This window comes from Pseudomonas sp. AC016, assembly GCF_979253365.1.
This window is the reverse complement of record NZ_CEEDCC010000001.1, coordinates 2366065-2392862: the sequence shown is the minus strand read 5'-3', so window position 1 is coordinate 2392862 and position 26798 is coordinate 2366065. Positions and strand designations below refer to the sequence as shown.

The 26798-nt window shown below is 61.5% G+C and carries 26 protein-coding genes; 10 read left to right on the top strand and 16 right to left on the bottom strand.

The window, feature by feature from the left end; translation table 11 throughout:
* Positions 1 to 12 precede the first annotated feature (12 nt).
* The 4 genes from AC0IXS_RS10670 to AC0IXS_RS10655 all read right to left on the bottom strand — a co-directional run bounded on the left by AC0IXS_RS10670 (position 13) and on the right by AC0IXS_RS10655 (position 3442).
* Positions 13 to 762: a methyltransferase domain-containing protein gene (locus AC0IXS_RS10670; RefSeq protein ID WP_029243980.1), complete on the bottom strand. Its 750-nt coding sequence runs from the start codon at positions 760 to 762 to the stop codon at positions 13 to 15.
* The gene (locus tag AC0IXS_RS10665; protein WP_122668939.1) at positions 759 to 1064 is read right to left on the bottom strand and encodes a MazG-like family protein; all 306 of its coding nucleotides are present in this window, start codon (positions 1062 to 1064) and stop codon (positions 759 to 761) included. Before AC0IXS_RS10665 ends, AC0IXS_RS10670 begins: the two co-directional genes overlap by 4 nt.
* A gap of 134 nt (positions 1065 to 1198) precedes the next feature.
* Positions 1199 to 2056 carry a MaoC family dehydratase gene (locus AC0IXS_RS10660; RefSeq protein WP_057408621.1) on the bottom strand — a complete coding sequence of 286 codons (858 nt, stop codon included), beginning with the start codon at positions 2054 to 2056 and terminating at the stop codon, positions 1199 to 1201.
* A 30-nt stretch (positions 2057 to 2086) separates the two neighbouring features.
* A complete protein-coding gene (locus AC0IXS_RS10655) occupies positions 2087 to 3442 on the bottom strand; it encodes a 3-oxoacyl-ACP reductase (protein WP_122422338.1) in 1356 nt (451 codons plus the stop codon).
* A gap of 109 nt (positions 3443 to 3551) precedes the next feature.
* Between AC0IXS_RS10655 and AC0IXS_RS10650 the strand changes: the two genes are divergently transcribed.
* The 3 genes from AC0IXS_RS10650 (at position 3552) to AC0IXS_RS10640 (ending at position 6698) form a co-directional block, all read left to right on the top strand.
* Positions 3552 to 4829: an acetyl-CoA C-acetyltransferase gene (locus tag AC0IXS_RS10650; RefSeq protein ID WP_471824564.1), complete on the top strand. Its 1278-nt coding sequence runs from the start codon at positions 3552 to 3554 to the stop codon at positions 4827 to 4829.
* Positions 4830 to 4933: 104 nt separating this feature from the next.
* Positions 4934 to 5212 carry a hypothetical protein gene (locus AC0IXS_RS10645; RefSeq protein WP_004882949.1) on the top strand — a complete coding sequence of 93 codons (279 nt, stop codon included), beginning with the start codon at positions 4934 to 4936 and terminating at the stop codon, positions 5210 to 5212.
* A 34-nt stretch (positions 5213 to 5246) separates the two neighbouring features.
* A complete protein-coding gene (locus tag AC0IXS_RS10640; RefSeq protein WP_471826218.1) occupies positions 5247 to 6698 on the top strand; it encodes a DUF726 domain-containing protein in 1452 nt (483 codons plus the stop codon).
* A 7-nt stretch (positions 6699 to 6705) separates the two neighbouring features.
* Here the strand turns inward: AC0IXS_RS10640 and AC0IXS_RS10635 are convergent, their stop codons facing one another.
* Positions 6706 to 7734, bottom strand: a complete 1029-nt coding sequence (locus AC0IXS_RS10635) for a bile acid:sodium symporter family protein (protein WP_004882951.1) — start codon at positions 7732 to 7734, stop codon at positions 6706 to 6708.
* An 85-nt stretch (positions 7735 to 7819) separates the two neighbouring features.
* Here AC0IXS_RS10635 and AC0IXS_RS10630 point away from each other — a divergent pair, with 85 nt between their 5' ends.
* Both AC0IXS_RS10630 and AC0IXS_RS10625 read left to right on the top strand, forming a co-directional pair.
* Complete coding sequence (locus tag AC0IXS_RS10630) at positions 7820 to 8623, top strand: AraC family transcriptional regulator (RefSeq protein WP_057408625.1); 804 nt, start codon at positions 7820 to 7822, stop codon at positions 8621 to 8623.
* Between the two features lie 209 nt (positions 8624 to 8832).
* The gene (locus AC0IXS_RS10625; protein WP_057408626.1) at positions 8833 to 9729 is read left to right on the top strand and encodes a PA4780 family RIO1-like protein kinase; all 897 of its coding nucleotides are present in this window, start codon (positions 8833 to 8835) and stop codon (positions 9727 to 9729) included.
* 128 nt (positions 9730 to 9857) lie between these two features.
* On the opposite strand, the gene cueR is transcribed toward AC0IXS_RS10625, so the two are convergent.
* The 3 genes from cueR to AC0IXS_RS10610 form a co-directional block, all read right to left on the bottom strand.
* The gene (gene cueR / locus AC0IXS_RS10620; RefSeq protein WP_029243974.1) at positions 9858 to 10259 is read right to left on the bottom strand and encodes a Cu(I)-responsive transcriptional regulator; all 402 of its coding nucleotides are present in this window, start codon (positions 10257 to 10259) and stop codon (positions 9858 to 9860) included.
* The gene (locus AC0IXS_RS10615) at positions 10256 to 12454 is read right to left on the bottom strand and encodes a heavy metal translocating P-type ATPase (RefSeq protein ID WP_471824562.1); all 2199 of its coding nucleotides are present in this window, start codon (positions 12452 to 12454) and stop codon (positions 10256 to 10258) included. The genes cueR and AC0IXS_RS10615 overlap by 4 nt, the downstream gene beginning before the upstream one ends.
* Before the next feature lie 69 nt (positions 12455 to 12523).
* Entirely contained in the window at positions 12524 to 12904 is a 381-nt protein-coding gene (locus AC0IXS_RS10610; protein WP_025995921.1) for a hypothetical protein, read from the bottom strand.
* Positions 12905 to 13049: 145 nt separating this feature from the next.
* Here AC0IXS_RS10610 and AC0IXS_RS10605 point away from each other — a divergent pair, with 145 nt between their 5' ends.
* On the top strand, positions 13050 to 13247 hold the full coding sequence (locus AC0IXS_RS10605) for a heavy-metal-associated domain-containing protein (protein ID WP_057408628.1): 198 nt from the start codon (positions 13050 to 13052) through the stop codon (positions 13245 to 13247).
* A 348-nt stretch (positions 13248 to 13595) separates the two neighbouring features.
* Entirely contained in the window at positions 13596 to 14792 is a 1197-nt protein-coding gene (locus AC0IXS_RS10600; RefSeq protein ID WP_057409923.1) for a multidrug effflux MFS transporter, read from the top strand.
* Between the two features lie 56 nt (positions 14793 to 14848).
* On the opposite strand, the gene AC0IXS_RS10595 is transcribed toward AC0IXS_RS10600, so the two are convergent.
* The gene (locus tag AC0IXS_RS10595; protein ID WP_122572879.1) at positions 14849 to 15862 is read right to left on the bottom strand and encodes a zinc-binding alcohol dehydrogenase family protein; all 1014 of its coding nucleotides are present in this window, start codon (positions 15860 to 15862) and stop codon (positions 14849 to 14851) included.
* 114 nt (positions 15863 to 15976) lie between these two features.
* Between AC0IXS_RS10595 and AC0IXS_RS10590 the strand changes: the two genes are divergently transcribed.
* Positions 15977 to 16882 (top strand): LysR family transcriptional regulator, encoded by a 906-nt coding sequence (locus tag AC0IXS_RS10590; protein ID WP_122416077.1) that lies wholly within the window; start codon positions 15977 to 15979, stop codon positions 16880 to 16882.
* A gap of 455 nt (positions 16883 to 17337) precedes the next feature.
* On the top strand, positions 17338 to 18030 hold the full coding sequence (locus AC0IXS_RS10585) for an ArsR/SmtB family transcription factor (RefSeq protein ID WP_057409645.1): 693 nt from the start codon (positions 17338 to 17340) through the stop codon (positions 18028 to 18030).
* A gap of 315 nt (positions 18031 to 18345) precedes the next feature.
* Here the strand turns inward: AC0IXS_RS10585 and AC0IXS_RS10580 are convergent, their stop codons facing one another.
* The 7 genes from AC0IXS_RS10580 to AC0IXS_RS10550 all read right to left on the bottom strand — a co-directional run bounded on the left by AC0IXS_RS10580 (position 18346) and on the right by AC0IXS_RS10550 (position 25341).
* Positions 18346 to 19299: an adenosine deaminase gene (locus tag AC0IXS_RS10580; RefSeq protein WP_025995915.1), complete on the bottom strand. Its 954-nt coding sequence runs from the start codon at positions 19297 to 19299 to the stop codon at positions 18346 to 18348.
* An 82-nt stretch (positions 19300 to 19381) separates the two neighbouring features.
* A complete protein-coding gene (locus AC0IXS_RS10575; protein WP_057407984.1) occupies positions 19382 to 20350 on the bottom strand; it encodes a 2-oxoglutarate and iron-dependent oxygenase domain-containing protein in 969 nt (322 codons plus the stop codon).
* 74 nt (positions 20351 to 20424) lie between these two features.
* Positions 20425 to 21519, bottom strand: coding sequence for a BMP family ABC transporter substrate-binding protein (locus AC0IXS_RS10570; protein ID WP_029243530.1), 1095 nt, complete (start codon positions 21517 to 21519; stop codon positions 20425 to 20427).
* 150 nt (positions 21520 to 21669) lie between these two features.
* Positions 21670 to 22461: a Fe(3+) dicitrate ABC transporter ATP-binding protein FecE gene (gene fecE / locus AC0IXS_RS10565; RefSeq protein WP_122668948.1), complete on the bottom strand. Its 792-nt coding sequence runs from the start codon at positions 22459 to 22461 to the stop codon at positions 21670 to 21672.
* A 4-nt stretch (positions 22462 to 22465) separates the two neighbouring features.
* Complete coding sequence (locus AC0IXS_RS10560; protein ID WP_471824561.1) at positions 22466 to 23434, bottom strand: iron chelate uptake ABC transporter family permease subunit; 969 nt, start codon at positions 23432 to 23434, stop codon at positions 22466 to 22468.
* Positions 23431 to 24420, bottom strand: coding sequence for an iron-dicitrate ABC transporter permease FecC (gene fecC, locus AC0IXS_RS10555; RefSeq protein ID WP_471824560.1), 990 nt, complete (start codon positions 24418 to 24420; stop codon positions 23431 to 23433). The genes AC0IXS_RS10560 and fecC overlap by 4 nt, the downstream gene beginning before the upstream one ends.
* The gene (locus AC0IXS_RS10550) at positions 24421 to 25341 is read right to left on the bottom strand and encodes a Fe(3+) dicitrate ABC transporter substrate-binding protein (protein ID WP_137202845.1); all 921 of its coding nucleotides are present in this window, start codon (positions 25339 to 25341) and stop codon (positions 24421 to 24423) included.
* Positions 25342 to 25640: 299 nt separating this feature from the next.
* Here AC0IXS_RS10550 and AC0IXS_RS10545 point away from each other — a divergent pair, with 299 nt between their 5' ends.
* Entirely contained in the window at positions 25641 to 26732 is a 1092-nt protein-coding gene (locus tag AC0IXS_RS10545; protein ID WP_054540884.1) for a calcium:cation antiporter, read from the top strand.
* The last annotated feature ends 66 nt before the right edge of the window (positions 26733 to 26798 follow it).

Genomic DNA, 26798 nt, shown 5'->3' with positions numbered 1-26798 from the left:
TCCGCAAAAAGATCAGATCGGGCGGCAAATCCAGTGCAGATAACGACCCAGACCTGCAAACGCCGGATGGCGTCGGTGTGCCAGCTCCATTTCCAAAAGGCCCGTCAACTCAACCCTGGCCTGAAACTCGACCGGCATGTAGTCGTGGAACACTCGCACGCCGCTCTGGGTTTCGACTCGCCACTGTCCTTCAAGTTGCGTCGCCAGTTCCCGCGGGTCGAGTGGCTGCTGAGGCGTGAGGCTCTGTTTTTCACCGGCCATGTCATTCTTGCGCATCTTACGAAAGTGACCCTTGAGCAGGTTGCGATAGATCAGCGCATCGCGGTTGTAGAACGCCAGCGACAGCCAGCCATCCGCTTTGGTGAGCTGATGCAGCACCGGCAGGATGGTGTGCGGCTCGGCCAGCCATTCCAGCACGGCGTGACAAATCACCAGATCGTAAGTATCGGTCAGCAGTTCGGGCAGCGCCTGCCAGGGTGCCTGGATGAAGGTCGCCGTCTGTCCGGCTTCGGCGAAGCGCTGACGAGCGCCTTCGAGCATCGGTTCGGCCGGTTCGGCCAATGTCACCTCATGACCGCGCTCGGCCAGCCACAACGACATGTGGCCCAGGCCTGCGCCGATGTCCAGCACGCGCAGTGGTCGTTCGGGTAACGCTTCTTCCAGGTCCGCCTGCAGCACCGCCAGACGAATCGCGCCTTTGGCACCGCCGTAGATCTTTTCCGCAAAACGGGTGGCCAGTTGATCGAAATGGCGGTCGCTCACTTGGCGAATCTCCGCTCGCTGTCAGCCAACTTGCTGCGCACCACTTCGTCCATGTTCAGCCCCAGTTCGCTGCACAAAAGCAACAGATAGAGGACGATGTCGCCCACTTCCTGCCCTGCATGGGCCAGTTGCTCTGACGACAGCTCGCGGGACTGGTCTTCGCGCAGCCACTGGAAGATTTCCACCAGCTCCGACATTTCCACGCTCGCGGCCATGGCCAGGTTCTTGGGGCTGTGAAATTGTTTCCAGTCGTTCTGGTCGCGGATGCGGTGCAGCCGCTGGGTCAATTCGTCGAGGTTCATCATGCTCTCCTGAAGGCGCATAGCTTCAGGCGGAACCGGCTGGCAGGCAAGTGGGCTTTTGGGTTTGTTCAGCCTGCATGAGGGACAGGCTGAAGAAGCGCCATCTGTTGGAGGCGAAGCAGCAGGAAGCCCGATCACTCCATGGCAGGCTGCCAACTGCCGACCATGTGAACCAGGTCCGGCTGACCTTCCAGGCGTAGCTGCCCATGAGACCCTGCCGCGCTGGCGAACAGCTTTACTTCGCTGGGCAAGCGCACGGGCTTCTGGAACTGCACGGTGATGTCCACGTTGGACGCAGGCAAATGATCATCCAGCGCGGCTAGCGCGCGTGCCTTGAGCCACATGCCGTGGGCGATGGCGCGTGGGAAGCCGAACAGTTTGGCGCTCGGTGCACTCAGGTGAATCGGGTTGTAGTCGCCGGACACCCGCGCATAGTCGCGTCCAATGTGCGACGAGGCCTGCCAGCTCGCGTGCTCGATCACCGGCAGATAAGCCGGCTCGATGTGTTCGTCCATCTCGCCGTCAAGCCTGACCCCTGTGCACAGCATGGTGCTGTCTTCTTCCCAGAGCAGACCGACGCTGTCTTCGATATGCGTCACCAGCGTGAAGGTCACGCCTTTGCGGTGCGGACGCAGGTCAGTAGCCTGCACGCTGACGTACAGCTGGTTGATGCCGCCGAGCGGCCGATGGATGCTGATCCGGTTGGCGATGTGGACAAGCCCCATCAAGGGGAACGGAAAGTCCTTGGAAGTCATCAACTGCATCTGCAACGGAAACGCCAGCACATGTGGATAAGTCGGTGGCAGCAGACTGCTTTCCTGAAACCCGCAGACCTTGCGATAGGCCTCCAGCTTGTCGGCGTCCACCGAGACCCAGCTGCGCAAGCCCAGATCGGGTAGCTGCGTGCCCGTGACCTTGCGGCGCAACGCTGCCTGAAAGAACAGATTCGGCAGCGGTTGCAACGCATCCAGATAGAGCCAGTGAGCAGTCATCATCATTCTCCTTGCACTCAATGCGGGGTATTACGCCCCGATGACGTTTTGACCACAGACGCGCAATACCTGGCCGCTGACCGAGCCGCTGCCCGGCTGGCTGAACCAGGCCACGGCTTCGGCGACGTCTTGCGGCAGACCGCCCTGACCGAGTGAGCTCATGCGTCGCCCGGCTTCACGCAGGGTGAAGGGCATCTGGGCGGTCATTCGGGTTTCGATGAAACCCGGTGCAACGGCATTGATGCTGATGCCGCGTGCCTTGAGGCCGGGTGCCATCGCGCGGGCGTAGCCGATCAGACCGGCCTTGCTGGTGGTGTAGTTGGTCTGTCCGCGAGTACCGGCGATGCCGTTGATCGAGGCCATGAGGATCACCCGCGCGTCGTCATTGAGCGCGCCGTGGTCCAGCAAGGTCTGTGTCAGCACCTGCGGGGCATTGAGGTTGACGGCCAGCACCGAGTCCCAGAAGTCCTCAGGCATGTTGGCCAGGGTCTTGTCACGGGTGATGCCAGCGTTGTGCACCAGAATGTCGATGCCGCCCTGAAGGTGTTCCAGCAACTGCCCAGGCGCATCCGCAGCGCAGATGTCCAGCGCAAGTGCCTGCCCACCGAGGCGTGAGGCCAGGGCTTCCAGATCCGAGCGGGACTGCGGCACATCCAGCAGGATGACCTGAGCGCCGTCACGGGTCAGGGTTTCGGCGATCGATGCGCCAATGCCGCGTGCAGCTCCGGTCACCAGTGCCTTGCGTCCGGCCAGTGGACGGCTCCAGTCCTGCACTTGCGACGGGCAGGGTGTCAGGTGCAGAAACTGGCCGGAGATGAACGCGCTCTTGGGCGTCAGAAAGAAACGCAGCGCGCCTTCGAGTTGATCCTCGGCGCCTTCATCTACCTGCAGCAGTTTCACGGTAGAACCGTTGCGCAGTTCCTTACCCAATGAACGGCTGAAGCCTTCTATCGCCTGTTGGGTGCTGGCCGCCAACGGATCTTCAAGCGCTTGCGGCGACCGGGTGAGGATCACCACATGTGCGCAGGTGTCAAGGCAACGCAGCAGCGGCTGGAAGAAATCGCGCAATTGTCTGAGCTGATCGGTCCTTAGCAGCGTACTGGCATCAAACACCACGGCCTTGAGCTTAGGCCCCTGATTGGAGACCCAGGCGGTTGCGCCCGGCATGTCGCTGCCGAAGCTGTACAGCGAGTCGGTCAGACGATGGGCAAACCCCCGAACCTGATCGGCCAGCGGGCCTGCGCTGATCAGCAGTGTGCCTTCGATTGGCCGAAGGCGTCCGGCCTGCCAACGCTCCAGGCGTGTCGGAGTCGGCAGACCGACGGCTTTCACCAGGCGACGGCCTACGTCGGAGTTGGCGAAATCGATATAGCGATCTGACGGCATGGAACACTCTCCTCGGGTCGGGGTTCAAAGGAATGGACCACAGTCGAACGAAGTTTGTTCTTGCTCATCTACGCTGTTCATCCATCCGTTTGAAGAAAGGAAGTTTTCCATGACGCAGACTCGCCGGGTCGCCATCGTCGGTGGCAATCGCATTCCGTTCGCCCGCTCCAACGGCCCGTATGCCACGGCCAGCAATCAGGACATGCTCACCGCAGCGCTGGAAGGCCTGATCGAACGCTTCAACCTGCATGGGCTGCGCATGGGCGAAGTGGTAGCCGGTGCGGTGCTCAAGCATTCCCGTGACTTCAACCTGACCCGCGAATGCGTGCTGGGCTCCCGGCTGTCGGCGCAAACCCCGGCCTATGATATTCAACAGGCCTGCGGCACTGGCCTTGAGGCGGCGTTGCTGGTGGCCAACAAGATCGCCCTGGGGCAGATCGAATGCGGCATTGCGGGTGGCGTGGACACCACGTCCGATGCACCGATCGGGGTCAACGAGGACCTGCGCAGCATTCTGTTGCAGGTCAATCGCAGCAAGAGCACGGGCGACAAGCTCAAGGCGCTGATGCAGTTGCGGCCGCACAACCTCAAGCCGGAGCTGCCGCGCAATGGTGAGCCGCGCACAGGTCTGTCGATGGGCCAGCATTGCGAACTGATGGCGCAGCACTGGGGTATCGAGCGCGCGCCTCAGGATCAGCTTGCCTTGGAGAGCCATCAAAAGATGGCCGCAGCCTACGCCGAGGGCTGGCAGGACGACCTGATAACGCCGTATCTGGGGCTCAATCGCGACAACAACCTGCGCCCCGACCTGACGCTGGAGAAACTCGCGAGCCTCAAGTCAGCCTTTGAACGCAGCGCCAAAGGCACGCTGACAGCGGGCAACTCCACGCCACTGACCGACGGCGCCTCGGTGGTGCTGCTGGCCAGTGAAGAATGGGCCAGGGAGCGCGGCCTGCCGGTGCTGGCTTACTGGCGTGATGGAGAAGCGGCAGCGGTGGATTTCGTCAGAGGCGAAGAAGGCTTGCTGATGGCGCCGGTCTACGCCGTGCCACGCCTGCTGGCACGCAACGGTCTGACGCTTCAGGACTTCGATTACTATGAGATTCACGAAGCCTTTGCCGTTCAGGTGCTGTGCACGCTCAAGGCCTGGGAGGACGCCGATTACTGCAAGACGCGCCTGGGACTGGATGCGCCGCTGGGATCCATTGATCGCAGCAGGATGAACGTCAAAGGCAGCTCGCTGGCTGCAGGCCACCCCTTCGCGGCGACCGGCGGACGTATTGTCGCCAATCTGGCCAAACTGCTGGACGCCGCAGGCAGCGGGCGCGGACTGATCTCTATCTGCGCAGCGGGCGGTCAGGGCGTCACGGCGATTCTGGAGCGCTAAATACCTGTCGTCACGCCGATGGCAATAGACCGGGGTCGTCGGCATAATCGACGACTGCGGGGCTGACAGGTCCCGTACGGTTTTGCAGCACGGACGGGTGACGGATGGGACTCATTATTGGCGTGGCGGTACTCCTGATCCTGGTGGGTGCCTTGCTTTACCTGTTCGACAAGGGTTCCAGATCCCGCTGGCTGCGTCCTTACATCGGGCTGGTGCTGATCGGTCTGTTGATTGGCGGCATGGGGCTGTTGATCGGTCTGATTTCCGAAGACGTCGAAAGCTACTTCATTCTGGTCGCCAAGGTCGTCATCTCGCTGACCGGTGTGGCGTTCTGCCTGCGGCTGATCATGCTGATCGCCAAGCGATTCATTGTCAGAAATTGAACGGGAGCGCCACGGTCAGGCGAAACAGGACAACGTGGACAATCATTTCAAGTTTCTGACGCTGCCCAGACCTTCTGGCAGCGTTGCCAATATCTTCATCCATGGCTATTCGTCGGGGCATGATCTCAACGACCGACGCCTGCTGGCCAACAGCATTCCGGCGGCGCTGCGTCAGCGTGTGAATATCCTGGCATTCTGGCCGTCGAGCCATTTCACGCAAATGGACAATCGCTCCCGTGGCCTTCTGGTGGCTGCCGCCCGCGTGCATCCGCTGGCCGGTGCCGCTGCGCTGGCGGGGGATCGCGCGTATCACTTTTCACGCATCCGCTCTCGCGCCGAAGCCATGGGCAAGGTACTGCTGGCGCAACTGGACCGTTACCTGTTCGAACAGCATCCAGAGGTGACACGGGTCAACCTGATCGGCCATTCGCTGGGCGGACGGCTGCTGATCAGTGCGCTCAAGGGGCTGGACCGGCCACCCGAGCATGGCCTGGTGATCGGTGATGTGCTGCTCATGGCTGCGGCGGTGCGTGTTTCGGCGGACGACGCCAGGGTGCTCAAACGACGTATCTCCGGGCGGCTGATCAACGCCTGGTCCAGCGAAGACCATGTGCTGCTGCTCAATCTTGGCGAGAAGAGCCTGGGGCGCGGACCGGTCGAGCACTTTGAAAACGTCTATATGCAGGGCTATCGCCACCACCATTACTGGAACCGTCTGCAGGAGGTGCTCATCGCGACCTGTTTCAGCGGCTGCGAAGGCATGGATCTGGACGAGGTCGCATTGCAACTGACGAATCAGGACCCCGTCCTGCAGGACATCTACCTGCACAGCGTGCTGGCCCGTTCGCCGGATTATCTGCTGGACGCGGCGATCAGGCACTTGCGCACCAGTCGCTGGACGCGCCTCAAGGACTCGGACGAAGACCGCACCTATGCCTTCGTCCGCGAATTCCAGCTGGTTGCGGGGCACTGTGTGGTCAATGCGGCGCGCCGTCGCGGCATCTCGTATACCCGCGTGCTCGGCATGCTGGCGCGGCAATACGATCTGGGTGAGGCGTTACATCAGTGCGCCACCGTGGTCGAGGTCGAAGAGTTGTTACTCAGGACTTTCTTCCGGCATGCCTTCACCAAAACGCACCCGCTGGCTGAAATGCCGCTCGCCAGCGTCAAGGCCATGCCGTGGGACGTGTATGCCCGGCATGTCGATACCCTGGCCGAGCGTCTGACGGTAGGGTCAATCTTCAAGCCTGCGAGCAATGAGGAACTGCCCACTGAATCGGCAAGCCGTGCAGTCGCCACCCTTGAACCGCCCGAGCGTCAGCCTAGTTCGTTGAAAGGGTTGCTGGCGGCGATTCGTCAGGCGCCGGTTCAACGGGTGTTTACGCGCTTCAGCACGGCACTCAAGCCGGGTTATTCCGCGCTGATCCCGACTGTCGCGATTGTGTTTTACGCGCGCGTGACCCTCGACGACGACGCGCTGATGTAGCGCGTCCTCAGGCGGCTCGCGCTTCCTCCAGCGCCGCTTCCGACAATTGCTGGCGATGACGGTTGGCGTAGTTTTCGGCGATGACCGAACAGACGATCAGCTGCATCGGGTGGTAGATCATGATCGGTAGCAGAATCAGGCCCAGTCCGGGATTGCTGCCGAAAATCAGTGCAGCCATCGGCGCACCGGCGGCCAGCGACTTTTTGGTCGCGCAGAACACCGCCGCGACCTTGTCCGCATGATCGAACTTCAACAGGCGTGCAGTGCGGGTGGTCATTAGCAGGATGACTGCGAGCAGCACGGCGGTGCCGATAAAGGCGGTCAGGATTACGCTGTTGCCCTGGCTCTGCCACATCCCGGAAATCATCGAATTGCAGAAGGCGGCGTAGACCAGCAGCAGAATCACCAGCTTGTCGATGATGTTGGTGTACTTCTTGTGACGCGCAAAGAATTTGCCCAGCAACGGCCGCAGCAACTGGCCCAGCACCAGTGGCAGCAACAGCAGGGCGCTCAGTTTCAACAGCGTGTCACTCAGATCGATCCCGCCCGTACCGCTGCCGATTACCAGACTGACCAGCCACGGCGTAATGAAAATCCCCAGCACGCTGGACATGCTGGCGTTGAGAATGGCTGCCGGTACGTTACCGCCCGCGCTGCCGGTCAGGGCCACGGACGAAGAAATGGTCGAGGGCAGGGCGCACAGGTAGAAGAAACCCAGCATCAACAGTGCCGGGACATGCGAGCCCAGCAGCTTGTCGCAGGCCAGCCAGATGAGCGGGAATACCACGAAGGTGAACGCCTGAATCATCACGTGCAGTCGCCAGTTGCTCAGGCCCTTTTTGATCTGCTCGCTGGACAGGTTGACCCCGTGCAGGAAGAACACCACGAAGACGCCGATGTTGATGACGTATTCGGCATGCATGCTGCCGCCGGTCGCGCCAAACCGTGGGAAGAAGTACGCCAGCACCGTCGCCAGCACCATGCCCCAGAGGAACCAGTCGGTGGCGACACGCTTGAAGTGTTTGAGTGATTGCATGGAACGCTCGGATAACTTTTGTAAACAGGAATGTGCGCAGGCTACTCTGTCGGCCAATAGCCGTCTTGCGACATAAGGTCATAACATGCCTTCCAACGGACAGATTGACCGCCGCCCGCTTGAGGGGCAGCGACAGATACCGGCGCTGGAGGATCTGCCGCGTCCTGTTTACGCGCGTGCCGAAAGCCTGGGCGCGGGTTCCTGGACACCGGCGCACCGCCACGAGTGGGTGCAGTTTTCCTACGCCATCAGTGGCGTTCTGGGCGTGCATACCGCCGAGGGCAGCTTCTTCGCACCGCCGCAGTGGGGTGTGTGGATTCCGGCAGGTCTGGAACATGAGGTGGTCACTTCAATGCGTGCCGAAATGCGCAGCCTGTATATCCGCCATGAAGACTCATGCTGGGCACCCGAGCGGTGTCGTGTGCTGGAGGTCACGCCGCTGGCGCGTGAGCTGATCAAGCGCTTCTGCCTGTTGCCTGCGAGCTATCCCGAGCACGACAGCCCTGAGTCGCGTCTGGTCCAGGTGCTGCTCGACCAGTTGTCGGATCTGCCGGAGGTCGGCTTCTCTTTGCCACTGCCTCGCCACGCTCGCCTGCTGGGGTTGTGCAACGAGCTGATCGAAGCGCCTGATCAGGTCATTTCCCTTCACGAATGGGCTGCACGCCTGGGCACTTCGGAGAAAACCCTGATGCGCCTGTTTCTGCGTGAAACGGGTCTGAGCTTCCGGGGCTGGCGTCAGCGGGCGCGGCTGTTGTCATCCCTGAATGCGCTGGAAGGGGGCAGCAGCGTGACAAGCGCTGCACTGGCCTGTGGCTACGATTCGACCTCCGCATTCATTGCCGCTTTCAAGGGGCTGTTCGGTCACACGCCTGGCGAACTCTTCAAATAGCCCAGCCATTTTCAGGCATTACACGTTTTGCTGCGTATTATCTTTGCAGGGCCACGCGGCATGAAAGGTGCTTGAAACCGGGGCATTGCGTGAATTTTCGGCAATAATCCGCGCAATTCAAAAGACTTTCCCTCTACTCGCTGGCGGAGGATTGCCGTATAACGGCAACAATCGCGTATCTGGCCACAAAGGACCCACAATAAAAGCTGATGAAAACTCCTAAACGCATTGAACCCCTGATCGAAGACGGTCTGGTCGACGAGGTGCTGCGCCCACTCATGAGTGGTAAAGAGGCAGCTGTTTATGTGGTGCGCTGCGGCAAAGAGCTGCGGTGTGCCAAGGTTTACAAGGAGGCGAACAAACGCAGTTTCCGTCAGGCGGCCGAATATCAGGAAGGCCGCAAGGTACGCAACAGCCGACAGGCCCGGGCGATGGCCAAGGGTTCGAAGTTCGGCCGTAAAGAAACCGAAGACGCGTGGCAGAACGCTGAAGTGGCAGCGCTGTTCCGTCTGGCCAGTGCGGGCGTGCGAGTGCCCAAGCCGTATGACTTCCTGGAAGGCGTGCTGCTCATGGAGCTGGTGGCCGACGAGTACGGCGATGCCGCGCCGCGTCTGAACGATGTGGTGCTGGAGCCGGATCAGGCGCGCGAATACCACGCGTTCCTTATCGAACAGATCGTGCTGATGCTGTGTGCCGGTCTGGTGCACGGTGACCTGTCCGAGTTCAACGTGCTGCTGGCACCCAGCGGTCCGGTCATCATCGACCTGCCGCAGGCGGTGGATGCGGCGGGCAACAACCATGCGTTCAGCATGCTTGAGCGTGACGTTGGAAACATGGCGCTGTATTTCGGCCGCTTTGCGCCGGAGCTCAGAAAGACCAAGTACGCCAAGGAAATGTGGTCGTATTACGAGGCCGGTACGTTATCGCCTGCGACCGTGCTGACCGGTGAATTCGACGAGCCGGAGGACGAAGCCGATGTGGGCGGCGTACTGCGAGAAATCGAAGCCGCCCGTCTGGACGAAGCCCGTCGCCAGGCCGCCCGCGCTGCCGACGATGCTCCACCGAGCAAATCCGCCGAAGAACCGCCACCGCCCTGGTTGCAGTGACAGAGCGCTCGGCGTAAGCCTCAAGGCGGACGCGGAACGTCTTGGGCTGGGTTACACCCACTCCGCCTCACCACTGATCGTGCCCATCGCTCCGCGTGGGCATGCCTCCCGCGACGCTACGCGTCACCTCATGAACAACACCCGCCCGACGCCAGGTCCTTGAGGATCGGGCAGTCGGGGCGGTCGTTGCCCTGGCAGTGTTCCACCAGATCCTGAAGCGTGTCGCGCAGTCCGGCCAGTTCGTCGATCTTGCGGTTCAGCTCGACGATGTGCTGGCGGGCGAGGGCTTTGACGTCGGCGCTGGCGCGCTGGCGGTCCTGCCACAGGGTCAGCAGCTTGCCGACTTCTTCCAGTGAAAACCCCAGATCCCGCGAGCGCTTGATGAAGGCCAGGGTGTGCAGGTCTTCCGGGCTGTAAATCCGATAGCCGCTGTCGCTGCGATGCGCCGCCTGCAACAGGCCGATGGATTCGTAATAACGGATCATCTTGGCGCTGAGGCCGCTTTTGCTTGCCGCTTGGCCGATGTTCATGGCGTGTCTCCCGGGTCTTTGGGTTTCCAGGTCTTGAGCAGCAGGGCATTGCTCACCACGCTCACGCTGGACAACGCCATGGCCGCCCCGGCGAGCACCGGGTTGAGATAGCCGAACGCTGCCAGGGGAATACCGATCAGGTTGTAGACAAAGGCCCAGAACAGGTTCTGCCGGATCTTGGCGTAGGTGCGGCGGCTGATGTCCAGCGCAGCAGGCACAAGGCGCGGGTCGCCGCGCATCAACGTGATACCGGCGGCCTGCATGGCGACGTCGGTGCCGCTGCCCATCGCGATGCCGATGTCGGCGGCGGCCAGCGCGGGCGCATCGTTGATGCCGTCACCGACCATCGCCACCACGTTATGGCTTTTCAACTGCATGACGGTTGCCGATTTGTCGGCAGGCAGGACTTCGGCGTGGACGTCGTGAATGCCCAGCGCTTTGGCGACCACCTGAGCGCTGCCGCGATTGTCGCCGGTCAGCAGGTGGCTGGTGATGCCGCGGGCATTGAGCTCACGCACGGCCTCGTCCGTGCCCGGCTTGAGCGAGTCCCCGAACGCAAACAGGCCGATAACGTGCGGATCGGGCGCCCGTTCGATCAGCCAGGACAGCGTTCGTCCTTCAGCCTCCCAGATGCGTGCCGATTCCGCCAGATCGCCCATCGGCAGGCCGCTTTCTTCCAGCAGACGCCGATTGCCCAGCACCAGTTCGTGACCCTGCACCGTGCCGGCGATGCCCCGTCCGCTCAGCGCATGACTGTTCTCGATCTCGTCCAGCTTCAACTGCCATTCGTGACAGACATCCAGTACCGCTTTGGCCAAGGGATGCTCGCTGCCACGCTGCAAGGCACCCGCCCGTTGCAGCAACTGTTCCTCATTGCCTTCCAGCGCAATCATGTTGGTGATCCGGGGCGTACCGGAGGTCAGCGTACCGGTCTTGTCGAAGACCACTGCCGTGACTTCATGGGCGCGCTCCAGAGCCTCGGCGTCCTTGATCAGAATGCCGTGTCGCGCTGCGACACCGGTGCCCGCCATGATCGCGGTCGGTGTGGCCAGACCCAGCGCACAGGGGCAGGCGATCACCAGCACGGTGACGGCATTGATCAACGCCACTTCCAGCGAAGCGCCTGCCAACAGCCAGCCCGCGAGGGTGATAAAGGCGATCAGCAATACGACGGGTACGAATACCTGGCTGACCCGGTCGACCAGCCGCTGAATCGGTGCCTTGCCGGTCTGGGCGTCTTCGACCAGACGAATGATGCGCGCCAGAACCGTTTCCGAGCCCAGCGCCGTGGTCCTGACCAGCAACCGACCTTCGCCATTGATGGCCCCGCCGGTAACCCGGTCGCCGGGTTCTTTGGCCACTGGCAGGCTTTCGCCAGTGATCAGGGCTTCGTCGGCGTGGCTGTGGCCTTCGATGACATCGCCATCCACCGGGAAACGCTCTCCCGGTTTGACCAGCACCCGGTCGCCCAATTGCAGCTCGCTGATGGCGACCTCCTGCTCAATGCCGTCCACTACCCGCAAGGCCCGGTCCGGTCGCAGAGCTTCAAGGGCGCGAATTGCGCTGGCAGTCTGGCGCTTGGCGCGGCTCTCCAGGTACTTGCCGAGCAGCACCAGCGCGATGACCACGGCCGAGGCTTCGAAATACAGGTGCGGCGCGGTGCCCGGCGCAGCGGTCAGCCATTGATAGAGGCTCAGGCCATAACCGGCGCTGGTGCCAATGGCGACCAGCAAATCCATGTTGCCCGCGCCCGACCTCACGGCTTTCCAGGCGGCCACGTAAAAGCGCGCACCGAGAATGAACTGCACCGGTGTGGCCAGCGCGGCCTGAGCCCAGGCGGGCAGCATCCAGTGCACGCCCAGCGGCGACAGCAGCATTGGCACGACCAATGGCACCGCGAGCAGAATCGCCAGCAGCAACGCCCAGCGTTCGCGATGCAGCGTGTCGGCCTTGCGGTCGGCTTCGACGCGCTCGTCCTGCAACAGAGTTGCGCTGTAGCCGGCGTGGCTGACTGCATTGATGAGGGTTTGCGGATCGGTCTGGGGCTGGACCTGCACGTGGGCGCGTTCGTTGGCCAGGTTGACCGTCACGCTGTTGACCCCCGGTACTTTGGCCAGGGCACGCTCGACCCGGCCTGCGCAACTGGCGCAGGTCATGCCGCTGATGGGCAGGTCGAAGGTGAGGGTGTCTTGCATCTCTTTCACTCCCTGAGGCTGTGTGCCTGCAAGGATCAACCTTGCCACATGGGCAAGGTCAAGCGCGAATCAATAGTTGAGGTCGGCTTTCTTGAGGTACATGCCTTTGAGGCTGGTCGCGATGCGGTATTTGAGGATGTCCCCGGCGTGCATCTGGATAGTGGTGTTGGTCGGCGCTTCCAATCCCGGTTCACAGCCCACGATCTTGCCGGGCAGGGTGCGCAGGCGCACAGACACCGGGCCGGCCGGCAGGTTGAAAGACACCGAATCTTCCTGAAACAGTCGCCCGGCCAGTTGATCCTGAATGTAGATACCGATCTCACAGGAGGTCGCCACTTCCAGACGCTCCCGCGAGATGATCAGAATGCCGTAATCCTGGGCGGCCTGAACGGCGGGTGCGGCGGCGACCAGACCGAGAATGCTGAAGAGGCTGACTGCTGACCAGCGCATTGCTGATACTCCTGATGTAAACGTCGATGAGTGAGCTTGGCTCACGACAACGCCGAACGCCAGCCCGGCAGATAATACAAAAACTTGACCTTGCCACGATGACAAGGTTGAAGATGCCCGTTATCCACTTTCAGAGGAGCATCACATGCAATTGTTCACTGTTCAGGGCATGACCTGCGGGCACTGTGTACGAGCTGTCACTCAGGCTATCAAGCATGACGATCCGACCGCCGACGTGCAGGTCGAACTGGCCAGCAAAGAGGTTAAGGTAGAGAGCACGTTGAGTGCCGAACACATCATCAGGCTGATTGGCGAAGAGGGTTATCAGGCGAAACTGGCCTGACCCTTGTCACTGGAGTTTACATACATCTGCTTCTGCCCGGAGGGCGTGGGAGCTCTCGCAGGTTACGACGGCAGCGATGGGCTGCGCAGCGTCCCCGGATTGCATCTGACGCACCGCGTGTTTCCGTTCTGCCGCCGGTTCCCGGCAGATCGCTGGCAGCCGCCTCCTACAGTCCGGTGTTTGCTGCGCGACAGCGCGACGTCGAAGATGCAGTAACACGGTTTGCTCGAACCAACAGATGTGAGCAGTAACGAGCAGAAAAATCTTGAATTAATTTGCCCGCATTCCGTCCTCTGCAGGGTAAGCCGGTTAAACTGACGGGCTGCTCTGCATCGCTATGGAAGCCCGATGAATTTACGCACAATCCTGATACTTGGCGCACTGAGCGCTTTTGGCCCGTTGGCCATCGACTTCTATCTACCTGGCTTCCCGGCCATGGCGTCGTACTTCGCCACTGATGAAAAACATATTCAGCTGACCCTGGCAGCGTATTTCCTCGGCCTGTCGCTGGGTCAACTGGCCTACGGGCCGGTGGCCGACCGTTTCGGGCGGCGCATGCCCATGCTGGTGGGCGTCAGCCTGTTCACGCTGGCCTCGGTGGCCTGTGCCTTCGCGCCAAGCCTTGAATGGCTGATTGCTGCCCGCTTCGTGCAGGCACTGGGCGGCTGCGCGGGGATGGTGTTGTCGCGAGCGATTGTCAGCGACAAATGCAATGCCGTCGAATCGGCCAAGGTGTTTTCGCAGTTGATGCTGGTCATGGGCCTGGCACCGATTCTGGCGCCGATGCTCGGCGGGATACTGGTCAATGCCTTCGGCTGGCAGTCGATCTTTATCAGTCTGACGCTCTTCAGTGCGTTGTGCCTGACCGCCGTCGCGCTGGGTCTACCGGAAAGCATGCCTGCCACCACGCCTCGCCAGCCGCTGCGTGGCGCCTTGCGGCAATACGGACGGCTGCTGACCGACCGGGTCTTCATTGGTCATGCGCTCACGGGCGGTATCGCCATGGCGGGTATGTTCGCTTATGTGGCCGGCTCGCCATTCGTGTTCATCAAGCTGTACGGAGTTCCGGCCGAGCACTACGGCTGGCTGTTCGGGATGAACGCGGCGGGATTTATTGCGGTTGCACAGATCAACGCACGCATTTTACGCAAGACCGGTCCGGCGTTCCTGCTGACACGCACGGTATGGATCTATCTGGCGGCAGGTCTGGTGTTGCTCGGTATTACCGGTTTGCGCACCGAGGCGCTCTGGCCGCTGCTGGTGCCGTTGTTCATCTGTGTCGCGAGCCTGGGCTGCATCATTCCCAATGCGTCCGCCTGTGCCATGAACGGCCAGTGGGCGCGGGCGGGCAGTGCATCGGCCTTGCTGGGTTGTCTGCAGTTCAGTGTGGCGGCGGCTGCCGCGAGTCTGGTGGGCGTGCTGCATGACGGCACTTCAACGCCGATGGCGCTGGTCATCAGCCTGTGCGGCGTCCTGTCGGTTGGCGCTTCGGTGTACACGCGTCGCTTGCAGGCCCGGCGTGACGCGCAGGTCGCGTCAGCCTGATCAAGTAAGGCGTTGTGTCTGTCGCGATGACTGACACAACGCCGAACGCTGTTGCTTCAGAACCCTTCCAGCACGATCTTGCCCTTGGCCTTGCCGCTTTCCAGCAGTTCGTGGGCGCGACGCAGGTTTTCAGCATTGATGGTGCCGAAGTGTTCGCCGAACGTGGTCTTCAGCGTCCCGGCATCCACCAGTTCCGCCACGCGATTGAGCAGGTTGTGCTGCTCGATGATGTCGTCGGTTTCGAACATCGAACGGGTGTACATGAACTCCCAGTGCAGCGACAGGCTCTTGCGCTTGAGCCTGGAGACATCCAGCGACTTGGGGTCGTCGATCAGGCCCAGCTTGCCCTGCGGCTTGAGCGCTTCGACCAGTTGATCAAGGTGTTGCTCGGTCTGGGTCAGGCTGGCGACATGCGTGACAGCCTGGATGCCGACGCGCTTGAGCTCTTCGCTCAGCGGCTTGCTGTGATCCAGCACTTCATGGGCACCCAGCTCACGCACCCAGCTTTCGGTCTCGGCGCGTGACGCGGTGCCGATGACTTTCAGTGCGGTCAACTGCCGCGCCAACTGAGTCAGGATCGAACCCACACCACCGGCTGCGCCGACGATCAGCAGACTCTGCCCGCTTTCACCCTTGCCCTGCACGATTTGCAGGCGCTCGAACAGCAGCTCCCAGGCGGTGATTGCCGTGAGCGGCAGGGCTGCGGCGTGAGCAAAGCTCAGCGATTTTGGCATGTGGCCGACGATGCGCTCATCCACCACGTGCAGCTCGCTGTTGGCGCCTGGACGGATCAACGAGCCTGCGTAGTAAACCTTGTCGCCCGGCTGGAACAGCGTGACATCGCTGCCGACGGCCTTGACCACACCGGCGACGTCCCAGCCCAGCACTTTGGCGTCGCCGTTCTCGGGCGAGACGTTCTGGCGGATCTTGGTGTCCACCGGGTTGACGGAGATTGCCTTGACCTCGACCAGCAGGTCTCGCGCACCGGCAACCGGTTCGGGCAGTTCGATGTTCTGCAGGGAATCAGGGTTGCTGACGGGCAGCGACTGGTAATAAGCGACAGCTTTCATGACGGGGTCCTCGGTTGAGAAAGTGATGAATGGATCATTGGCTATTTCCCGGAAAGATAAAACCCGCTACAACGGCAGGCTCTTTCAATATATTTTTGATAATAAGGCGCTTTAATGCTGCGTTTCGATGACTTGCAATTGTTCGTTCGGGCCGCTGATCTGGGCAGCCTGTCTGCAGCCGCACGGGTCATGGACATGTCGGCGGCCGTGGCCAGTGCGGCGCTCAAGCGGGTCGAGCAGCAGGTGGGCGCTCGCCTGTTGGCGCGCTCGACCCGCAGTCTGCGCCTCACGGCAGAAGGTGAGGGCTTTCTCGAGTATGCCCGTGCTGCGCTGGGCAGCCTTGAGGAAGGGCAGCGTTTGCTGGCCAGCAGTCAGGATCGCTGTGAAGGCGTTTTGCAGCTCTCGGCGCCTTCGGATCTTGGGCGTAATGTGCTGTTGCCCTGGCTGGATGCATTTCAGCAGCAACACCCGCAACTCACCGTGCGGCTGCTGCTGGGTGATCGCATCGCTGATCTGTTCCGCCAGCCCGTGGACGTCGCCCTGCGTTACGGCGAGCCGGAAGATTCGACGCTGGTTGCATTGCCGGTTCTGCCGGGTAATCGACGTGTTTTGTGCGCGGCTCCCGATTACCTGAAGCGTCATGGCGAGCCGCAGCACATCGAACAACTGGCCCAGCACAACTGCCTGCTGTACATGCTCGGCGATCGGGTTCATGACCGATGGACCTTCGAGGACGGCAAGCGGGAAATAAGCCTGACGGTGAAGGGCAATCGGTTCAGCGACGACGCTGATGTGGTGCGTCGCTGGGCGGTGGCCGGGGAGGGTGTGGCGTACAAGTCCTGGCTGGACGTCGCCGCCGACGTCAGGGCGGGGCGCCTTCAGGTAGTAATGCCGCATTTGTTGGGCGAACTGGCGCCCTTGAATCTGTTGTGCGCGCATCGTGCGCAACTGAGTAAACCAGTCAATCTGCTTCTGGAAATGCTTCGTACGCGGTGCAGGCAACATGCTGTAAGCCAATAAGAACTGTTCAGAGTTTACAGGGCTACAAAGGTAGAAGAATAAGCCTACGGAAGTTTCGGAAAATATAATGTTTAAATGCAGTCCCACTATGCAAAGTTCTTTTGCTTTCTGCGTTTTTCAATTCGATGCCTATCGTCCCCATCTGCCGCTTTTTCGTCTGGATCTTTGCTCGCATAAAATATGCCTGATCAAGCTGTATGCCTGAAGCCCTTGTATATGGCGGTCTTTCGGCAGTGTGCGGCCTTGTTTGAGGTCCGCGATCGTGCAGGTAGGTTCGAGTGTAACTCTCCCGCACATGACTGCGGCCGGGACTACAAGTGTTTTAGTCAATCGGCTTATGGGGTGCAGAGTTTATACTTGTCATTTCAAGTTGGATGCGCGTTCAACTTTACTGAGGCGTGATTGCTGTCAATATGTCATCGCACTAGATGAATGTTTCAACAGGGAGTGAACACATGGAATATGCACCTTGCATCAGCCAGATTGCGACATTGCTGGCCGACCCCAAGCGCAGCGCAATGATTTGGGCTTTGATGGATGGTACTGCTCGCCCCGCCGATGAGCTGGCACTGTTGGCGGGTCTCTCGACTTCTTCGGCTGGCGCGCATCTGGCGCGTCTGGCCAGCGGCGGTCTGTTGAAGCAGGAGGCGCGGGGTCGCAAGCGCTTCTTTCGCCTGGCGGCGCCCGAGGTCGGTGCGGCGGTCGAGGCGCTGGCCAGTGCATCGCTGGTCAGTGCCGACCAGATCAGCCGAAGTGTGGCTCAGCCCATGCCTCCCTTGCCATTGCGTCGCGCGCGCATCTGTTGCGACCATTTGGGCGGCGAAATGGCGGCCGAGCTTTATCAGCGTCTGCTAGGCGCCGGGTGGATAGAGCAGCAGGAAAAGCGCATCGAAGTCACGAGCAAGGGCGTCGCCAAATTCGCAGAACGCGGTATCTACATTCCGGCGCTCGCCCAGCGCAAACGCGAAACCGTTTGCGCCTGCGCCAACTGGAGCGAACGCAGCCCGCACCTGGGTGGTGCGCTGGGCGCAGGGCTGCTGCAACTGTTCATCCAGATGGGCTGGCTGCGCACGACCGAAGAATCCTGCACGTTGCAGGTGTCATCGAGCGGGCAGCGGGAGATCAGCAAGATTGCATCGGCGGCATGAGCTGCGCAGCGAACACCGAACCCCGGGAGGCGTTGATCCCTGGGGCTGTGTTCATCGTTATACACAAGTCCTCCTGGAGGAATACGATGATCGTTCCTACGCTCTGCGTGGGAATGCCTCCCAGGACGCTCCGCGTCCGCTCTCGAATGTGGCGCAGACGTGTGCCCAGGCTCCCGCGTTATCCACGTCTTGCGCTAGGCTCACTGAATCCTCAGTTTGTGCCATTTGTGACGCGGAGCGTCACGGGATGCATGCCCACGCGTAGCGATGGGCACGATCAGTGCCGAGGCTGTGGACGCAGGAAGTAATCCGGATTTACGGCTTCACCAGCCGTGCATCCAGGCTGTTCTGCGCAAGGCGTTTGGCCTGGTCTTCGGTCATGCCCAGATGGGTGTACAGGGCGTGGAAGTTTTCGGTGACGTAGCCGCCGAAGTAGGCCGGGTCGTCCGAGTTGACCGTGACCTTCACGCCACGCTCGAGCATGTCGAGGATGTTGTGCTGGGCCATGTCGTCGAACACGCAGAGTTTGGTGTTGGACAGCGGGCAGACGGTCAGCGGGATCTGTTCGTCGATGATGCGCTGCATCAAACGTTCGTCTTCGATGGCGCGCACGCCGTGGTCGATGCGTTCGATCTTCAGCAGGTCCAGCGCTTCCCAGATGTATTCCGGTGGGCCTTCTTCGCCAGCGTGGGCCACGGTCAGGAAGCCTTCGTTGCGGGCGCGGTCAAAGACGCGCTGGAACTTGCTTGGCGGATGGCCCATTTCCGAGCTGTCCAGACCGACCGCCACGAACGCGTCGCGGAAAGGCAGTGCCTGTGTCAGGGTTTTCTCGGCTTCTTCTTCGCTCAGGTGGCGCAGGAAGCTGAGGATCAGGCCGCTGTCGACGCCCAGTTGCGATTTGCCGTCTTTGAGCGCTCCGGTGATCCCGGCCAGTACCACTTCGAACGCAATGCCACGGTCGGTGTGGGTCTGCGGATCGAAGAACGGTTCGGTATGAATCACGTTCTGCGCCTTGCAGCGTTGCAGGTAGGCCCAGGTCAGGTCGTAGAAATCCTGCTCGGTGCGCAGCACGTCCGCGCCCTGGTAATACAGGTCGAGAAATTCCTGCAGATTATTGAAAGCGTATGCCTTGCGCAGGGCTTCAACATCGTTCCACGGCAGGGCAATTTTGTTGCGCTCGGCCAGGGCAAACAGCAGCTCGGGTTCCAGCGAACCTTCAAGGTGCAGGTGCAGTTCTGCCTTGGGCAGGGCGTTCAACCAGTCGTACATGTGCTTTTCTCATCAGGTGCAGATCGCGGGCATTCTACAGATGCACGTCGCCGCGTTGGGTAAAACCTGACCGACCGTTCAACTAAGACGCTTTCTCCTGCTCTCGACGATAGGCATAGGTGTCGGAAAAGCGTGACAACAGGAACTCGGCACAGGTGGTGACAGGATAGCGGGCCGGCTGGCTTTCGCTCTGGCAACCGGGCAGGCATTCGATGGGTGTGTCCGGATGAGGTTCTGCGAAAAACGGCATTGAGTAACGGTCGACACCCAGCGGGCTGATGACCCGGTGCGGCGTGGACAGATAACGGTCGTTGCTCCAGCGCGCCATCATGTCGCCGAGGTTGACCACGAACGTACCCTCGATGGGCGGCGCGTCGATCCACTCGCCCCGCACATCACGCACCTGCAGACCGCCCGCAGCGTCCTGATACAGCAGGGTGATGCAGCCGTAGTCGGTGTGTGCGCCTGCGCCTTGCTGCTCTTTCGAGGTCGCGGTGTGACGCGGCGGGTAGTGGATCATGCGCAGCACGCTGACCGGGTCCTTGAAGCGCTGGTCGAAGAAGTCCCGCTCGATGCCCAGTGCCAGGGTCATGGCACGCAGCAGGGTTTGCGCCAGTGCCTGCATGTCCAGGTAATGCTGCTCCATCAGGCTTTGCCAGCCCGGCAGATCGGGATGTCGATTCGGCCCGCGCAGCGGTTTGCCCGCCAGCACGTCGGGATGCCCGGCATCCATGTGCAGGCCCATGTCGAAGGTTTCTTTCAGGTCGCTCGGCAGGCTGGGGTCCAGTTGCTCGGTGGCAATGGCGCCATAGCCGCGATGATGAGTGCTTTGGGTAATGTCGATCCTGAGCTTTTCCTCCGCCGGTTGGGCGAAGAAACGCCGGGCAGCCGATTGCACCTGCTCGATCCGCTGCGGTGTGATCGGGTGTCCCGTGATGTAGAAGAAACCCCATTCGCGACAGGCACTGTCGATCTGGCTGGCAACGCTCTGCCAGGCCTCAGTGTCCGTGCCGTAGAGCGGGGCGATATCGATGATGGGAAGCTGATCCATGAAGCGGTCCTGGAAATCGGGTGGTCTTCAGCGTGATCGCGCCCTTTGAGTATGGACGCGACCCCTCGGGCAGATTACTTCGGCAACTCGGCCTTGATGCCTTCGACGTAGTAGTTCATCGACGCCAGCTCGGCGTTGGTTGCGACCACGCCTGCCGGGATCTTCACAGTGCCGGTCTGGTCCTTGATCGGGCCGGTGAACGGATGGAATTCGCCGCTTTCAATGCTGGCAATGAGCGTCTGAGCTTCAGCTTTCACGTCGGCAGGGACGATGTCGCTGATCGGCAGCTCAACCGTGCCTTCCTTCAGGCCGCCCCAGTAGTCCTGTGGTTTCCAGGTACCCGCGAGCACGCCTTCGGCCGCCTGAATGTAATGCGGCCCCCAGTTGTTGACGATGGAGGTCAGGACCGCCTTGGGACCGAAGTGCGCCATGTCCGATGCATAGCCGACGGCGTACACGCCACGACGTTCGGCGGTCTGGATCGGTGCCGGGCTGTCGGTGTGTTGGAACACCACGTCCACACCCTGATCGATCAGCGCGTTGGCGGCGTCGGCTTCCTTGCCCGGATCGAACCAGGAGTTGACCCACACCACCTTGATCTCGGTGCCTGGGTTGTACTTGTTCAGCGCCAGCTGAATGGCGTCGATGTCACGCAACACTTCCGGAATCGGGAACGAGGCGACGTAGCCGATCTTCTTGGTTTTGGTCATTTTTGCGGCGATGAAACCACCCACGTAACGGCCTTCATAGGTGCGGGCCAGGTAAGTGCCCATGTTCTTGTCCTGCTTGTAGCCGGTGGCGTGCTCGAACTTCACCTTGGGAAACTGCTTGGCGACTTTCAGGGTCGGGTTCATGTAGCCGAAGGAGGTGCTGAAGATCAGGTCATAGCCGCCCTTGGCCATGTTGCGGATCACGCGTTCGGCATCGGCGCCTTCCGGCACGTTTTCCACGTAGCTGCTGCTGACCTTGTCACCCAGCGCCGCGACCATCGCCTTGCGGCCCTGTTCGTGCTGATAGGTCCAGCCGTGGTCGCCGATAGGGCCGATGTAGACGAAGCCGACTTTCAGCGGATCGGCTGCCGAGGCGAGCAGGCTGGCGCCCAGACCGACGACAGCGGTCATGGCGCACAGCAGTTTTTTCAGGGGACGGCGTGGGGTGGTCAGGTGCATCGGGTCTTGCTCCTTGCAGTCTTGTTGGAGTGGATACTCCGCCAATGCAAATAGCTGACCACAAAGACAAGTTATGACGCAGACGCGCTGCAGACCGTTCTACTCCCGTTTATATGCAGCGCGACGGTGCAGGTTACAGGCCCTTCGCCGCTAACTGGTGCAGCGGGTGCTGCGCTCGACGATGCACATGGGCGTGCCTGCCACGGGTTCGCGCATGATCTGCACCTGGACATCGAACACTCGACACACCAGTTCGGCGTTCAATACGTCACCGGGTGTACCGCTGGCCACCAGCCGTCCGGCCTGCATGACCGCCAGATGATCAGCGTAACGGCAGGCCTGATTGATATCGTGCAACACAGTGATGACCGTCTTGCCCTCGGCGCTGAGCGCGCGCATCAGGTCCAGCAACTCAACTTGATGGCTGATGTCCAGGTAGGTGGTCGGCTCGTCGAGCAGCACGATGGCGGCATCCTGCGCCAGAATCATCGCCAGCCATGCGCGCTGGCGTTGCCCGCCGGACAGGTCGGACAACGGCCGGTCGGCGAGGGTCTCCAGTTCCATGCGCTGCAAGGCCTGCTCGACACTGTGCTGATCCGCGCCGCTTAGACGACCCCAAAGACTGTTGTGCGGACTGCGGCCATAGGCAACCAGCTGACGCACGCTCACGCCTTCGGGGATGGGCAATACCTGCGGCAGAAACGCCACCTTGCGGGCCAGATCCCGCGCCGACAGATCGCGGTAGGCCTTGCCGTCCAGAGTCAGACTGCCGGCCTGCGGCGTGAGAATTCTCGCAAACGCCTTGAGCAGCGTGGACTTGCCACAACCGTTGGGGCCGATCAGCGCCGTGACCTTGCCGGGCGGCGGGCTGAACGACAGGTCCTGCACGATGCGGGTTGCGCCGTAGCCGATGTCGAGTTGCTGTGCCTGAAGAGTGCTCATGGGATCAACCTTTGAATCGGGCCAGCAGCCACAGGAAATACGGAGCGCCGATCACCGCCGTGAGAATCCCGGCCGGGATCTCGCTGGGTGCGATCAGCGTGCGACCGAGCGTGTCGGCCAGCACCAGCAGCAATGCGCCCAGCACCATGGAGGCGGGCAGCAGGAATTGATGATGACCGCCGACCAGTCGACGGGCCATGTGCGGCGCGACCAGCCCGACGAAACTGATCGGGCCGATGATCCCGACGCCCATGCTGGTCAGCAGCACCGCACTGCCCATCGCCAGCCAGCGCGTGCGCGTGAGACCGGTGCCCAGGCTCTGCGCCGCTTCGTCACCCAGACCGATCAGGTTCAGCGGCTTGGCCAGCAACAGCGAGACCGGGATCAGAATCAGCATCGGCACAGCCAGCAGCACGTGGTGCCAGTTGCGGCTCCACAGGCTGCCGGTCAGCGCCAGCAACGCGGTGTTGATGTCCAGCGGGTTGGACAGGATCAGGAATTCAGTGATGCTCGACAATGTGACCGCAATAGCTACACCCGAGAGTGCGAAGCGCACGCCTGAGAACTGCACGCCGGTGTTGTACAGCGCCAGCAACAGCGCGCCGCCGGCACCGCCCAGACACGCCACGAACGGCAGCGCGGAGACCGGAAAATGCGGAAAGCCGATGATCGCGATGGTCAGCGCCAGACCCGCGCCTTGCGTCACGCCAAGGATTTCCGGCGAGGCCAGCGGATTGCGGATAACGCCCTGCACGATGGCACCGGCCAGACCGAACGCACAGCCGGTGACAATGGCAATCAGGCCCCGCGGCAATCGGTGATTCCAGACTTCGAAGTCTTTGCTGTCATGAGCGATCAGATGGTCGAGCACCGCGCCTGGCGTCAGCCATACCGTGCCCGCACTCAGGCTCAGCAACAGTGCCAGCAGCAACAGACCGATCAGGATCAGCAGTCTTGAGCGAGGCTGGCTCATAGCGCGCGCCTCGCCAGAAACAGGAAGAACGGCGCGCCAATCAATGCCGTCACCACGCCTGCCGGGGTCTCGACCGGGAACGCCACGGCGCGGCTGATCAGGTCGGACGCCAGCACAATCGCGGCGCCCAGCCCAGCGCTGATGGGGATCAGCCAGCGGTAATCGTTGCCCAGCCACTGGCGGGCAATGTTCGGCGCGATCAGGCCGACAAAACCAATGGGGCCGACGGCGCAGACACTCGCGCCGACCAGCACCAGACTGACCACGAACACCAGCAGACGCAGCGCACCGATGCGCACGCCCAGGGAACGTGCGGCGTCCTCGCCAAGGTTGATCAGGTTCAGGCGTGGCGCGCAGGCAATCGCCAGCACGACGCCGATCAGTGTGCAGGGCCACAGCAGTTGCAGCTGTTCTGCGCCGACGTTGGCCAGCGAACCGGCCAGCCAGTTCAGGACGCTTTGCGCCTGGGCTTCAACAAGAATCACGGTCAGGCGGGTCAGCGCCGCGCATAACGCCGCCACCGCCACACCCGCCAGCACCAGTCGGCCTTGCGATGTGGCAGGCGACCACGCGCCGCCGAGGCTGAACACCGTAATCCACGCCAGAGCGCCACCCAGACAGGTCATCAGTAATGCACCGCCGGGGAAGGGCAGGGCAATCAGACCTGTGGAGAACAACGCCAGACCCAGCGCCGCGCCCGCTGTCACGCCGAACAGAGACGGGGAGGCCAGCCGATTGCGGGTGATGCCTTGCATCAAGGCCCCGGCCACGCCAAGGCAGGCACCGACCAGGGCCGCGCACAAGGCTCGCGGTACACGCAGTTGCGCAACGATGTAGGCGATGTTGCCGCCTTCGCGGCCCAGCGTGAACAGCCCGTTCCAGGCGTCGATCTGCCGGATGGTGAAGGGCGACAGGGCGAACAGCGACATCCAGAACAGGCCCAGACAACCTGCGGCGATCACGCTCGCCATCAGCCAGCGACGCATTTAAGGGTTGATCACGGCCTTGCCGCCCTTGAGGACTGCAAGCGCATCATCGGCAATCTGCTCGGACGCCATGATGCCGCGATTGCGCGCCCAGCTGTCGCCATCCACTTCGGCGACCTGTTTGTTGCGCACCGCACTCAGTACCTGCCACAGCGGCTGCTTGCTCCAGTTGTCCACCAGACTCGGGCGACGATAGTGCCCGACCAGCAGCCAGCCCGGATCCAGTGCCAGCAATTGCTCAAGGCTGACGAACTCGGTCGGCGCGGCGTTCTTGCGCACTTCCGGCACCTGCAGACCGATGGCCTTCAACACGCTGCCTGCATAAGAGTGCGGGCCATGCACCGAGAAGCTGTCTTCACGAGCAACGCCGAACAGCACTTTGGTGTCGGCCGGAATCTGCGCAGCGACGGCTTTCAGGTGCTCGCGGTTTTCAGCGATACGCGCCTGCATCTGCGGGCCTTTGCCCAAGGCAGTGCCGATCAGCTCGGCTGATTTCAGACTGCCTTCATAGTCTTCGCCACGCGACGGCAGCATCAGCGTGGGGGCCAGACTTTTCAGATCGTTGTACAGCGCCTGATGACGACCCAGGTCGGCAATGATCAGGTCCGGCTTCAGGCGTGCGATGACTTCTATATTAGGTTGCGAACGAAGGCCGACCGACTGCCAGTCGCCAACGGCCTTGCGCGCCTTGGGCAGCACGCGGTTAGCATCGCCATCATCGGCGGCGCCTACGGGCGTCACGCCGACCGAGGCCAGACTGTCTAGAAAGGAAAACTCCAGCACCACCACGCGCTTGGGCGCATCGGGCAAGTGAACCTTGTGCTGGCCGTCATCAATGTCGATAGGCGCTGCCTGGGTGGCGCAAGCCATGGCCGCCAGCAGACTGCCGGCCAGCAGAGATGTCAGTCGAAAAGCACGCATGGCGAATGTCCTTTTGTTACTGAAACGGAATCACTGAAACGGAACCGCGAAGCCCGTTCACAAAAACCGGCTATGAAAACCCGGTCGTGGAACAGGCGCGCCAGCAAGGTCGCGAAGAAAACGGCGGGCACTATTTCACATCGTGACGACGGGATCAAAAGTCATTTACGCATGGGTGGCGTTCCCATTCGGGGCATTTTTTGAAACCTTTTGTCACACCCCGCACTCTGAACGGCTTCAATGACAGACACCTTCATATACATCCGCGGCGATGTGTCGCAAGGGTTTGGGGAACAAACATGGGCGCTTTGCTCAAGCAGGAAAAATTTTTACTACTGGCGATCATCGCCACCTTTGTCGCCTATCCGCTGGAGCACACATTGCTGGGCAATGGCCAGACGGTTGCTCTGGTGGCCGGTCTGGCGCTGGTCGGCTTCATCGTTTGCGCATCGCTGCGGGTGGCGCATCACGCCGAAATGCTCGCCGAGAAAGTGGGCGATCCTTACGGCACGATGATCCTGACGCTGTCGGCGGTGCTGGTCGAAGTGGTGATCCTGGCGATCATGATGAGCAACGAGCCATCACCGACGCTGGTGCGCGACACCATCTATTCCGCTGTGATGCTCGACATCAACGGCATTCTGGGTCTGGCCGCGCTGATGGGTGGTCTCAAGCACGGCGAGCAGTCGTACAACGACGATTCGGCGCGCACCTACAGCGTGATGATCATGACCGCGATGGGCGTGTCCATGATGGTCCCCGAGTTCATTCCCGAGGCGAACTGGAAGCTGTATTCGGCCTTCACCATCGGCGCGATGATTCTGCTCTATGCCTTGTTCCTGCGCATGCAGGTCGGGCCGCACAGCTACTTTTTCAGCTACAGCTACCCAGACAAGAAAAAGCGCAAGGATCAACCCGAGGAGCATGGCGAGCCGGTCAACCTGACCCGTTCCATCGCCACCCTGGTGGTCGGCGTAGTGGTCATTGGTGCGCTGGCCGAAGTCATGTCCAAGACGGTCGACCTGGGGCTTGAAGGCACCGGCGCGCCGCCGGTCATGACGGCGATTCTGGTCGCCGCCATTTCCGCGTCGCCTGAAATCCTCACGGCCTTGCGTGCAGCACTCGCCAACCGCATGCAGTCGGTGGTCAACATCGCGCTGGGTGCGTCGCTGTCCACGGTGATCCTGACTGTTCCGGTAATGGAAGCCATGGCGCTCTACAGCGGCCAGCCTTTCCAGATGGCCATGACGCCGGTGCAGACCGTGATGATCGCGATCACCCTGCTGGTCAGCGCGATCAATCTCAACGACGGCGAAACGAACGCCATCGAGGGCATGACCCACTTCGTGCTGTTCGCGACGTTCATCATGTTGTCATGCCTGGGGCTTTGAGCTGGAGTCGACGCGGACATGGAGTTTCAGTTTAAAATGATTGCAAAATGCTACATGTGAGGATTC

Excerpts from the sequence above, each read along its gene's own strand:
- AC0IXS_RS10590 (WP_122416077.1), top strand. The coding sequence starts at position 15,977 with ATGCTGCGTTTCGATGACTTGCAATTGTTCGTTCGGGCCGCTGATCTG.
- AC0IXS_RS10625 (WP_057408626.1), top strand. The coding sequence starts at position 8,833 with ATGAAAACTCCTAAACGCATTGAACCCCTGATCGAAGACGGTCTGGTC.
- AC0IXS_RS10630 (WP_057408625.1), top strand. The coding sequence starts at position 7,820 with ATGCCTTCCAACGGACAGATTGACCGCCGCCCGCTTGAGGGGCAGCGA.
- AC0IXS_RS10650 (WP_471824564.1), top strand. The coding sequence starts at position 3,552 with ATGACGCAGACTCGCCGGGTCGCCATCGTCGGTGGCAATCGCATTCCG.
- AC0IXS_RS10580 (WP_025995915.1), bottom strand. The coding sequence starts at position 19,299 with ATGTACGACTGGTTGAACGCCCTGCCCAAGGCAGAACTGCACCTGCAC.
- AC0IXS_RS10570 (WP_029243530.1), bottom strand. The coding sequence starts at position 21,519 with ATGCACCTGACCACCCCACGCCGTCCCCTGAAAAAACTGCTGTGCGCC.
- AC0IXS_RS10615 (WP_471824562.1), bottom strand. The coding sequence starts at position 12,454 with ATGCAAGACACCCTCACCTTCGACCTGCCCATCAGCGGCATGACCTGC.
- AC0IXS_RS10545 (WP_054540884.1), top strand. The coding sequence starts at position 25,641 with ATGGGCGCTTTGCTCAAGCAGGAAAAATTTTTACTACTGGCGATCATC.
- fecE (WP_122668948.1), bottom strand. The coding sequence starts at position 22,461 with ATGAGCACTCTTCAGGCACAGCAACTCGACATCGGCTACGGCGCAACC.
- cueR (WP_029243974.1), bottom strand. The coding sequence starts at position 10,259 with ATGAACATCGGCCAAGCGGCAAGCAAAAGCGGCCTCAGCGCCAAGATG.
- AC0IXS_RS10595 (WP_122572879.1), bottom strand. The coding sequence starts at position 15,862 with ATGAAAGCTGTCGCTTATTACCAGTCGCTGCCCGTCAGCAACCCTGAT.
- AC0IXS_RS10645 (WP_004882949.1), top strand. The coding sequence starts at position 4,934 with ATGGGACTCATTATTGGCGTGGCGGTACTCCTGATCCTGGTGGGTGCC.
- AC0IXS_RS10605 (WP_057408628.1), top strand. The coding sequence starts at position 13,050 with ATGCAATTGTTCACTGTTCAGGGCATGACCTGCGGGCACTGTGTACGA.
- AC0IXS_RS10550 (WP_137202845.1), bottom strand. The coding sequence starts at position 25,341 with ATGCGTGCTTTTCGACTGACATCTCTGCTGGCCGGCAGTCTGCTGGCG.
- AC0IXS_RS10560 (WP_471824561.1), bottom strand. The coding sequence starts at position 23,434 with ATGAGCCAGCCTCGCTCAAGACTGCTGATCCTGATCGGTCTGTTGCTG.
- AC0IXS_RS10585 (WP_057409645.1), top strand. The coding sequence starts at position 17,338 with ATGGAATATGCACCTTGCATCAGCCAGATTGCGACATTGCTGGCCGAC.
- AC0IXS_RS10600 (WP_057409923.1), top strand. The coding sequence starts at position 13,596 with ATGAATTTACGCACAATCCTGATACTTGGCGCACTGAGCGCTTTTGGC.
- AC0IXS_RS10635 (WP_004882951.1), bottom strand. The coding sequence starts at position 7,734 with ATGCAATCACTCAAACACTTCAAGCGTGTCGCCACCGACTGGTTCCTC.
- fecC (WP_471824560.1), bottom strand. The coding sequence starts at position 24,420 with ATGCGTCGCTGGCTGATGGCGAGCGTGATCGCCGCAGGTTGTCTGGGC.
- AC0IXS_RS10660 (WP_057408621.1), bottom strand. The coding sequence starts at position 2,056 with ATGACTGCTCACTGGCTCTATCTGGATGCGTTGCAACCGCTGCCGAAT.
- AC0IXS_RS10655 (WP_122422338.1), bottom strand. The coding sequence starts at position 3,442 with ATGCCGTCAGATCGCTATATCGATTTCGCCAACTCCGACGTAGGCCGT.
- AC0IXS_RS10610 (WP_025995921.1), bottom strand. The coding sequence starts at position 12,904 with ATGCGCTGGTCAGCAGTCAGCCTCTTCAGCATTCTCGGTCTGGTCGCC.
- AC0IXS_RS10575 (WP_057407984.1), bottom strand. The coding sequence starts at position 20,350 with ATGGATCAGCTTCCCATCATCGATATCGCCCCGCTCTACGGCACGGAC.
- AC0IXS_RS10665 (WP_122668939.1), bottom strand. The coding sequence starts at position 1,064 with ATGAACCTCGACGAATTGACCCAGCGGCTGCACCGCATCCGCGACCAG.